This is a genomic window from Cellulomonas avistercoris (assembly GCF_014836445.1).
In the GTDB taxonomy this organism is placed as follows: domain Bacteria; phylum Actinomycetota; class Actinomycetes; order Actinomycetales; family Cellulomonadaceae; genus Cellulomonas; species Cellulomonas avistercoris.
On sequence record NZ_JACSQV010000014.1, the window covers coordinates 127955 to 137184 of the forward strand.

At 75.5% G+C, this 9230-nt stretch carries 7 protein-coding genes; 3 read left to right on the forward strand and 4 right to left on the reverse strand.

Annotated features, from left to right (window positions below):
• Nucleotides 1-100: 100 nt before the first annotated feature.
• The 4 genes from H9657_RS15635 to H9657_RS15650 form a co-directional block, all read right to left on the reverse strand.
• On the reverse strand, nucleotides 101-2659 hold the full coding sequence (locus tag H9657_RS15635; protein ID WP_191784342.1) for an ABC transporter permease: 2559 nt from the start codon (nucleotides 2657-2659) through the stop codon (nucleotides 101-103).
• Nucleotides 2659-3498, reverse strand: a complete 840-nt coding sequence (locus H9657_RS15640) for an ABC transporter ATP-binding protein (RefSeq protein WP_191784343.1) — start codon at nucleotides 3496-3498, stop codon at nucleotides 2659-2661. Before H9657_RS15640 ends, H9657_RS15635 begins: the two co-directional genes overlap by 1 nt.
• 143 nt (nucleotides 3499-3641) lie before the next feature.
• Complete coding sequence (locus H9657_RS15645) at nucleotides 3642-4346, reverse strand: response regulator (RefSeq protein ID WP_191784363.1); 705 nt, start codon at nucleotides 4344-4346, stop codon at nucleotides 3642-3644.
• 23 nt (nucleotides 4347-4369) lie between these two features.
• Nucleotides 4370-5713, reverse strand: coding sequence for a sensor histidine kinase (locus tag H9657_RS15650; protein ID WP_191784344.1), 1344 nt, complete (start codon nucleotides 5711-5713; stop codon nucleotides 4370-4372).
• A gap of 189 nt (nucleotides 5714-5902) precedes the next feature.
• Between H9657_RS15650 and H9657_RS15655 the strand changes: the two genes are divergently transcribed.
• The 3 genes from H9657_RS15655 to manA all read left to right on the forward strand — a co-directional run.
• Nucleotides 5903-6640: a response regulator transcription factor gene (locus H9657_RS15655; protein ID WP_191784345.1), complete on the forward strand. Its 738-nt coding sequence runs from the start codon at nucleotides 5903-5905 to the stop codon at nucleotides 6638-6640.
• Nucleotides 6641-6643: 3 nt separating this feature from the next.
• A complete protein-coding gene (locus H9657_RS15660; protein ID WP_191784346.1) occupies nucleotides 6644-7981 on the forward strand; it encodes an ATP-binding protein in 1338 nt (445 codons plus the stop codon).
• A 96-nt stretch (nucleotides 7982-8077) separates the two neighbouring features.
• Nucleotides 8078-9230, forward strand: a 1153-nt coding sequence (gene manA, locus H9657_RS15665) for a mannose-6-phosphate isomerase, class I (protein WP_191784364.1), incomplete at its 3' end; no start/stop codon positions are given.

Consider the following 9230-nt stretch of genomic DNA (forward strand, 5'->3'; position numbering starts at 1 on the left):
GGGGGGGGGGGGGGGGGCCCCCCCCCCCCCCCCCCCCGGGTCTGTGGTCGGCTCGACGGGACGGCGGGCCCTCCTCCGCACCGCTCCGCGGCCGTGGCTGTCAGTCGACGCCGAGCGCGGCGACGGGAGGTGTGCGGGCGGCCGCACGCGCCGGCAGGACCGAGGCGACGAAGCCCGCGACCAGCGCGACCAGCAGCACCCCGCCCAGCTGCACCCACGGCACCGACAGGCGCACCTCGCTCACGGGCCCGAAGACGGTGGCGGCACCCGCCCACCCGTACACCAGGCCGAGCACCGCGCCGATCAGCGCACCCACGCCGGCGATGAGCATCCCCTCGGTCGCGAGCATCCACCGCAGCCCGCGTCGCGACAGGCCGACGGCACGCAGCGTCGCCGACTCCCGGCGTCGCTCGATGACCGACAGCGACAGCGTGTTCGCGACCCCGATGAGCGCGATCATGACGGCCACGCCCAGCAGGCCGATGACGATCGCCAGCACCACGTCGATGATCTGCTCGTCGCTCTGCCGCTCGGCCGCCGCACTCTCGACGCGCACCGAGTCGTCGCCCACGACGTCCCGCACGTCGCCCAGCACGGTCCTCGCGTCGGCGCCCGGGGTCAGCCGGACCAGCAGCGCGGACGGTGCCTCGTCGATCCCGAGCGACTGCGCCGCCTGCGGCGTCAGCAGCGCCCGGTCACCGCCCCGTGCCAGCACGTCGAGCACCGCGGTGTCCGCCGCCTGCAGCTCCATGCGCACCACGTCGCCCGACCACCAGCGCGGCACGACGCTGCGGCCGTCGGCGAGGGCCTCGGCGGCGGTGTCGTCGCGCAGCACGCCCGCGTCGGCGGCGTCGAGGACGAGGACCTCGGTCGCGCGGCCGTCGGCCGTCTCGACGTCCGCGACGCTCGAGACCGCGACGGTCTCGACGCCGTCCAGGGTGGCGACGCCGTCCCGGCCGGCCGCGTCGAGCGCCTCGCCGGGCGTCCCGAGCACCAGCAGGTCGACGGGTCCCCGCTCGTCGAACTCGGTCGCGAGCGACTGCTGCGCGGACACGGCTCCCGTGCTCATCATCACGACCAGCGTGACGCCGATGACCAGCGCGGTGCTGGTCGCCGACGTGCGTCGGGGGTTGCGCAGCGTGTTCGCCGCCGCCAGGCGTGCGCTGGTGCTGAGGGCGGCCACCGGCCGACCGAGGGCCGAGACGACCTTCGGGACCCACAGCGGCGAGCCGACGAGCAGGCCGACGAAGGACGTCCCGCCGCCGAGCACCCCGATCGCGAGCGGCAGCATCGCGTCCACCGCGATGCCGGCGCGGGCGAGCGCGACCCCGCCCGCCAGGGCGACGAACCCGCCCACGGTGAGCAGCAGCGAGAGCACCAGGCGGACCCGCCCGGGCCGTGCGCGGACCGACGGTGCGTCGGCGGGACGCAGCGCCGCCACGGGGGAGACGCGCGTCGCCGCGCGGGCGGGCACCAGCGCGGCGCCGACCGTCACGAGCACCGCCACCAGCACGGGCACCAGCACGTTGCCGAACGTCGGGGTGACGGTCGTGGGCAGCGGTACGCCGTCCTGGGTCCGCGACAGCACGCTGAGCGCACCCTGGGCCAGGGCGAGCCCCGTCACGACGCCCGCGACGCCGGAGACGACGCCGAGGATGCCTGCCTCGAGCAGGACCGCCGTGCGCAGCTGACCGCGCCGCGCGCCGACGCAGCGCAGCAGCGCGAGCATGCGGGTGCGCTGCGCGACGATCACCTGGAAGGTGTTCGCGATCACCAGCGCCGCGACCAGCATCGCCACGGCGGCGAAACCGAGCACGACCATGACGATGACGTTGCCGCCGCCCCACTGCTCGACCGCCCGGGCGGCGGCCTCGTCGCGCGTCAGGACGTCGGCCCCCGCGAGCTCCTGCGTCAGCGCCGCGCGCACCGTCTCGACGTCGCCGTCGACCTCGACGAGCACGTTCGACGACCCGAAGTCGTCGGGGTCCGTCGCGCCGCTCCACAGCGTGATCGCCTCGACGGTCGCCAGGCCGGCCCCGCCGTAGCGGGACCACGCGTTGTTCGGGTCCTCGACAAGCCCGACGAGCACGACGTCGCCCGTCAGCTCCTGGACGTCGTCGTCCGCCGGGGCCGCGTCACCGGCCTCCGCGTCCTCGTCCGCCGCCTCCGCCGTGGCCTGCTCGACCGGCTCCTCGGGCCACACGTACCACCGGGCCTGGAGGGTGTCACCGACGCCGACGCCCAGCCGCTCGGCGGACGCGGGGGGCAGGGCCACCTCCGTCGCGGACGTGGGCACGCGGCCCTCGACGACCTCGAGCGAGCCGAGCGACGGCGTGGACGGGGCGGAGACCAGGGTCTCGTTGACCGCGCGCCGTCCGCTCTCGAAGGTCCCCCAGCCCATCAGGAGCGGGTCGGCGGCGGTGACCCCGGGCACGGCCCGCGCGGTGGCGAGGACCTCCGACACGGGCGCGTCCGCGGGCGGGACGATGAGGTCGGCGGTGCCGTACGCGGCAGTCATGGCGTCGTAGCCGCCGCGCGTGATCACGTCGCCCGCGGTCAGCGTCGCGGTGACGAACGCCGACCCGAGCAGGATCGCGATCCCGGCAGCGACGAGGCGGCCCAGGCTGCGACGCATCTGGGCGAGGGTGAGCCGCAGCATCAGCGACGACCCCCTGCGGTGACGTCGACGACCGGCGTCGCACCCGTCGGGGTGCCGGCCGGCGCCTCGAGCACCCGCAGGCCCTCGAGGCCCGCCAGGACGGACTCGGGGCTCGGGTCGGCGATGTCGCCGGCGATCCGGCCGTCGGCGAGCAGCAGCACGCGGTCGGCGTAGGCGGCGGCGGTCGGGTCGTGCGTGACCATGATGACGGTGCGTCCCAGCTCGCGCACCGAGCGCCGCAGGAAGCTCAGGACCTCCGCGCCCGAGCGGGAGTCCAGGTTGCCCGTGGGCTCGTCCGCGAAGACCACCTCGGGCTGGGCGATCAGGGCGCGCGCGATGGCGACCCGCTGCTGCTGCCCGCCGGAGAGCTCGCTCGGCCGGTGCGTCATGCGTGCCTGCAGCCCCAGCGTGGCCACCAGCGTGTCGAGCCAGGCGCGGTCCGGTGCACGCCCCGCGAGGTCGAGGGGAAGCAGCACGTTCTGCTCGGCGGTGAGCATCGGCAGCAGGTTGAACGACTGGAAGACGAAGCCGATGCGGTCGCGCCGCAGCCGCGTCAGCGCGTCGTCGCCGAGCGACGTGATCTCGGTGGTGCCCAGGTGCACGGTGCCCGACGTGGCGTCGTCGAGGCCGGCGAGCAGGTGCATCAGCGTCGACTTGCCCGAGCCGGACGGGCCCATGATCGCGGTGAACGCCCCCGAGGCGAAGTCGACGTCCACGGCGTCGAGCGCGCGGACCGCAGCGGCTCCGGTCCCGTAGACCTTGGTCAGCGCGCGGGCGCGGGACGCCGGTGCGGCCGCGTCGACCGCGGTCGGGTCGGCAGGGCGGGGGGAGGTGTGCAACGGGTGCTCCTGTCTCGAAGGGGGTGGCCCCAGCCTCGCGCGCCGCACCCGGGTCCCGCGTCCGGCCGTGGGTGGGTCGCCGTGCCCCCGACGTCATCCCCAGGCCGCAGGCCCGCCGACCGGCGCGTCCCCCGCAGGTCGCGTCAGGACCCCGCGCGCACCAGCCCGGCCTCGTAGGCGACGACGACGGCCTGGACGCGGTCGCGCGCCCCGAGCTTCGCCAGGATGCGCCCGACGTGCGTCTTGACGGTCGCCTCGGCGACGTACAGGTCCTGCCCGATCTCGGTGTTGGAGCGGCCGCGCGCCATGAGGACCAGCACCTCGCGCTCACGCTCCGTGAGCTGCGCGACCGCCTGGTGCGCGGGGTGGTCGCTGACCGCCGGTGCGTCGTCGGGCAGGGCCGTGACCAGGTGCTCGAGCAGGCGGCGCGTGCTCGACGGCGCGATCACGGCGTCCCCGCGGTGCACGGTGCGGATCGCGCCGAGCATCTCCTCCGGCGGGGCGTCCTTGAGCAGGAACCCGCTGGCACCGGCCCGGATCGCCGCCAGGACGTACTCGTCGAGGTCGAAGGTCGTCAGGACGATGACCTTGGGCGCCGGGGCGTCCGGCGTCGCGCGCGAGACGATGCGCTCGGTCGCCTCGAGACCGTCCATGGTCGGCATGCGCACGTCCATGAGGACGACGTCGACGGGGGCGGTCGCGGTCCGCGCCGCCGGGTCCAGGGCGCGCACGGCCTGGGCGCCGTCACCGGCCTCGAGCACGACCTCGAGGTCGGGCTGGGAGTCGATGACCATGCGGAACCCGGCGCGGACGAGCTGCTGGTCGTCGACGAGGGCGATGCGGATCATCGCGTCGTCGGGGAGCGGGGTGGTCACGGGAGTCGTCCTCCGGCTGGGTCGTGGGTCGGTGCGGGTGCGCGCGTGGCGGTGTCGAGGGCGTCGGGGACCGGTGCGGTACCCGAACCGGGGGTCGGGAGCGTGGCGCGGACGCGGAAGCCGCCCCCGGGGCGCGGGCCGGCGGTCACCGTGCCGCCGAACATGGTGGCGCGCTCGCGCATCCCCACCAGTCCCTGGCCGAGGCCGTCGGTGTCGGCGGCCGCGCCGCGTCCGTCGTCGCTGACCTCGAGCGTCACCGACGTGGGCTGCCACTGCAGCAGGACGGTGACGCCCGGGTCGGGTCCCGCGTGCTTGAGGACGTTCGTCAGGGACTCCTGCGCGATGCGGTAGACGGTCAGCCCGGCGCCGGGCGGCAGGTGCCGGGGCGTGCCCAGGCGGACGAACGACACCCGCATCCCGCTCGCGCGCACCTGCGCGACGAGCTGCTCGATGTCCTCCACGGCCGGCTGCGGGGTGGTGGTGGCGACACCCGCCGTGCCGGCGTTCCCCGTCTGCCCGTCGGCTCCGGCCCCGCCCGCTCCGGCGCGCCCCGGGACGCCGGGCGACGGAGCCTCGCGCAGCACGCCCAGCAGGCGGCGCATGTCCGTCAGCGCGGCGCGTCCCGTCTCGGCGATGGTGCCGAGCGAGCGGGTCGCGGCCTCGGGGTCCTGGACGGCGGCGTACCGGCCGCCGTCCGCCTGCGCGATGATCACGGAGAGGCTGTGCGCCACGATGTCGTGCATCTCCCGCGCGATGCGCGAGCGCTCCGCCGCCGTCGCGATGATCGCCTGCTGGTCGCGCTCGACCTCGAGCCGCTGCGCACGGTCCACGAGGGCCTCGAGGTGCTCGCGACGGCTGCGGCGCACGAGGCCGAACGCCCAGGCGACCAGGAAGATGCTGGCGATGAGCACCATGACCATCACCGCGACGGCCCTGTCGTACGGCATGACGAGGGCGGCGGCGACGACGAACGAGCCCACCATCGCGGCGACGATGCCGGTGCGGTGGGCCCAGCGCGGACCGTGCAGCGCGACCGAGTACAGGGCGAACGGCACGACGACGTCGACGGGCAGCACCGGGAAGCCGGCGACGACGTGCAGCAGCGCGCACGTGTACACGACCGTGACCGCCGCCGCCGGGCGCGTGCGGCGCCAGGCCACCGGCGCGACGACGCCGACGACGCACAACGACACGAGCACCACGACGGCGCCGGACGCCTGCGTGCTCACGACGGCGATGGACACCGGGACCAGTGCGAGCGCGAGGAGCACGGCGAGCGTGACGTCGACTCCCTGGCGATGGGTGTCCTCCCACTGCCACAACCGGTCCCACCACGACATCCCCTGAGCGTAGGTGCGGTGCGGGGCGTCGGCGTGCACCCGCGGGTGGACGTGGCGGGGGGTTCGGTCCACCCGGGGGAGCAGGGGCGGGCGCGTGCCGCCGCGCCGTGCGCGACGAACGAGGACCTCGCGGCGCGTCCGGGACCGAGGGCTGGCGGTCGGGGGGAGTTCGTGACCTAGCATGGCCGAATGACGCAGGTGCTGCTGGCGGAGGACGACCCCGCGATTGCCGAGCCTTTGGCACGGGCACTGGGGCGTGAAGGTTACGACGTGCGCGTGCAAGGCACGGGTCAAGGCGCGATCGACGGTGCGGCGAGCGCCGACCTGGTGGTGCTCGACCTCGGCCTGCCCGACATGGACGGGCTCGACGTCGCCCGGGCGATCCGCAGCCAGGGCCTCACGACGCCGGTGCTGGTGCTGACCGCGCGGGCCGACGAGGTCGACCTGGTCGTCGGGCTCGACGCCGGCGCCGACGACTACGTCACCAAGCCGTTCCGTCTCGCCGAGCTGCTGGCACGCGTCCGCGCGCTGCTGCGCCGCACCGTGGGCGACCCGGCCGACGAGGACGAGCTGCACGCGCAGAACGTGCGCGTCGACGTCGCGGCGCACCGCGCCTTCCAGGGCGAGCGCGAGCTCCACCTGACGGCCAAGGAGTTCGACCTGCTCCGTGTGCTCGTGGCGGCCGCCGGCACGGTCGTGTCGCGCGAGACGCTCATGCGCGAGGTCTGGGGGTCCGACCCGACGGGCTCGACCAAGACGCTGGACATGCACGTGTCGTGGCTGCGCCGCAAGCTCGGCGACGACGCGAACGCGCCCCGGTACATCTCGACTGTGCGGGGCATGGGCTTCCGCTTCGAGACCGGCAGCGCCGCCGACGCCGCCGCAGCGGCGCCGGACGCGGCGGCGGGGCCGCTCGACAAGGCCTGACGCGTGCGCCGTCGCGTCCTGCAGGCGACGATCGCCGCCGTCACGGTCGCGGTGGTCCTGCTCGGCTTCCCGCTCGCGTTCCTCGGTGCGCAGCTCGTGCGGGAGAACGCGCTGTACGGGCTCGAGGTCCGTGCCCAGTCCGTCGCCCGCACGGTCGACTTCCGCGTCGAGCAGGAGATCGCGCTGTCCGACCGCATGCTCGAGCCCTACACCGGTGGCGACGCCGCCAGCGGTCCGGGCGGCGGGCTGCGGTCGACGGTCGTCGTGCGGACGCCCGACGGTGAGACGTACCGGGCCGGTCCCACGCTCGACCAGCGGCGGCTCACGGTCCAGACCACCTCCGACTCCGGTGCGACGGTGCTCCTGTACGTCTCCTGGTGGGACGTCTTCTGGATGTCGACCCAGGTCATCGCGCTCGTCGTGGTCGCCGCGGTCGTGGCCTTCGCCGCCGGGATCGCCATGGCGATCTGGCAGGCCAACCGGCTCGCGGCACCGCTGGTGTACCTCGCGGCCTCCGCCGAGCAGCTCGGGTCCGGCCAGGTCCGGCCCCAGCTCGAGCCGTCCGGCGTCGAGGAGATCGACCTGGTGGCTGCCGAGCTCGCGCGCAGCGCCGACCGGATGGCGGGCCGTCTCGCGGCGGAGCGGCAGTTCGCGTCGGACGCCTCGCACCAGCTGCGCACGCCCCTGACGGCACTGTCGATGCGGCTCGAGGAGATCATGCTGACCGCGGGCGAGGACGAGGTCCGCGAGGAGGCCCGCATCGCGCTCGAGCAGGTCGAGCGCCTCGTGCGCGTCGTCGACGACCTGCTCGCCGGGTCGCGCCGTGCCCAGGGCGGCACCACCGAGGCCATCTCCCTGCGCGAGGTCGCGCACCAGCAGGAGGAGGAGTGGGCGCCGACCTTCGCGGCGGCCGGCCGCCGCCTCGTCGTCGACGTCGACCCCGCCACGCAGGTGCTCGCCACGCCCGGTGCGCTGGCCCAGGTGCTGGCGACGCTCATCGAGAACTCCCTCAAGCACGGCGCGGGCACCACGACCGTGCGCTCGCGCGCCGGCGGCCCGTCGCGCGCCGTCGTCGTGGAGGTGGGGGACGAGGGCGAGGGAGTCCCGGACGACCTCGCGCCGCGCATCTTCGAGCGTGACGTCACCTCGGGCGCCGGCACGGGCCTGGGCCTCGCGCTCGCACGGGACCTCGCGAGCGCGGACGGCGGTCGGCTCGAGCTCGCGCAGCGCCGTCCCGCGGTGTTCGCGCTCTTCCTCTCGGGCGTGCCGGCGTCGTTGCGGCCCGACGTCGTCCTGCCGCGCGGCGCGGTCGTCTCCGTCCGGCGTGACCGCCGGTGGTGACATCCGGATGAAAGGGCCACCGCGGGCCGTGCTCACCGCCATCTCCCGTTAGGCTGCCGAGCAGGATCTTCCGGACCACGAGAGGTGGAGAGCAGCGTGCAGGGTCTCGAGCCGGCGCTCCAGGGCTACGCCTGGGGGTCGACCACCGCGATCCCGGAGCTGCTGGGCCTCGCGCCCGGCCAGGACCCGGTCGCGGAGGCGTGGTTCGGCGGGCACCCGTCCTCGTCGTCGCACCTGACCGGTGACGGCCGCGAGTCGCTGCACGCGGCCATCGCGAGCCGGCCGGGGGTGCTGCTCGGCGCGGACGTGGCGTCGCGCTTCGGTGCCCAGCTGCCGTTCCTGCTCAAGGTCATCGCCGCCGCGCGGCCCCTGTCCCTCCAGGTGCACCCCAGCGTCGAGCTCGCGCAGGACGGCTACGCGCGCGAGGACGCCCGCGGCGTCCCGCTGGACGACCCGCGCCGGTCCTACCGCGACCGCAACCACAAGCCCGAGCTCGTCTACGCGCTCACGCCGTTCGAGGCGCTGGTGGGCTTCCGCGCCCCGCGCCGGACCGCGGAGATCCTGCGCGGCCTGTCCCACCCCGTGGCGCGCCAGCTCCACAAGACGGTCACGGCGGACCCCAGCCCGACGGGCGTGCAGGAGGCCTTCACCCGGCTGGTCGGCGAGGGGACCCGCCCGACGCCCCGCGAGGTCACGGAGCTCGCGGAGGAGTTCCGGGCGCGGCTGCGCTCCGGCTCGCCCTCGCCGCGCACCGACCGCGCCGTCGACCTGCTCGAGCGCGCCTACCCGGGCGACCCGGGCGCCGTGACCGCGGTGCTGCTCAACCCCGTGACGCTGCATCCCGGCGAGGCCCTGTTCGTCCCCGCCGGCGCCGTGCACGCGTACCTCGACGGCACGGCCGTCGAGATCATGGCGAACTCCGACAACGTGCTGCGGGCGGGTCTGACCTCCAAGCACGTCGACATCCCCGAGCTGCTGCGGGCCGTGGACTGCGTCGCCGCCCCGCCGATCCGCATCGCGCCCGAGCACGTCTACGACGCGACGGACGTGTACTACGTCCCGGTCGACGACTTCGAGCTGTCGGTCACCGACGTGACCCCGGCCCGTGCGTGCCGTCTGCCGAGCATCGGCCCCCGGGTCGCTCTGTGCCTGGACGGCTCGGTGCGGCTGCGGGCCGCCTCGGGCGAGGAGCTGGAGCTGACCGCCGGCCGCGCGGCGGTCGTGCCGGCGGCCGCCGGCGTGCTGCCGG

Bases quoted from the DNA above. Each gene is read 5' to 3' on its own strand.
- H9657_RS15635 (WP_191784342.1), bottom strand. From the start codon at position 2,659: ATGCTGCGGCTCACCCTCGCCCAGATGCGTCGCAGCCTGGGCCGCCTC.
- H9657_RS15645 (WP_191784363.1), bottom strand. From the start codon at position 4,346: ATGATCCGCATCGCCCTCGTCGACGACCAGCAGCTCGTCCGCGCCGGG.
- H9657_RS15650 (WP_191784344.1), bottom strand. From the start codon at position 5,713: ATGTCGTGGTGGGACCGGTTGTGGCAGTGGGAGGACACCCATCGCCAG.
- H9657_RS15655 (WP_191784345.1), top strand. From the start codon at position 5,903: ATGACGCAGGTGCTGCTGGCGGAGGACGACCCCGCGATTGCCGAGCCT.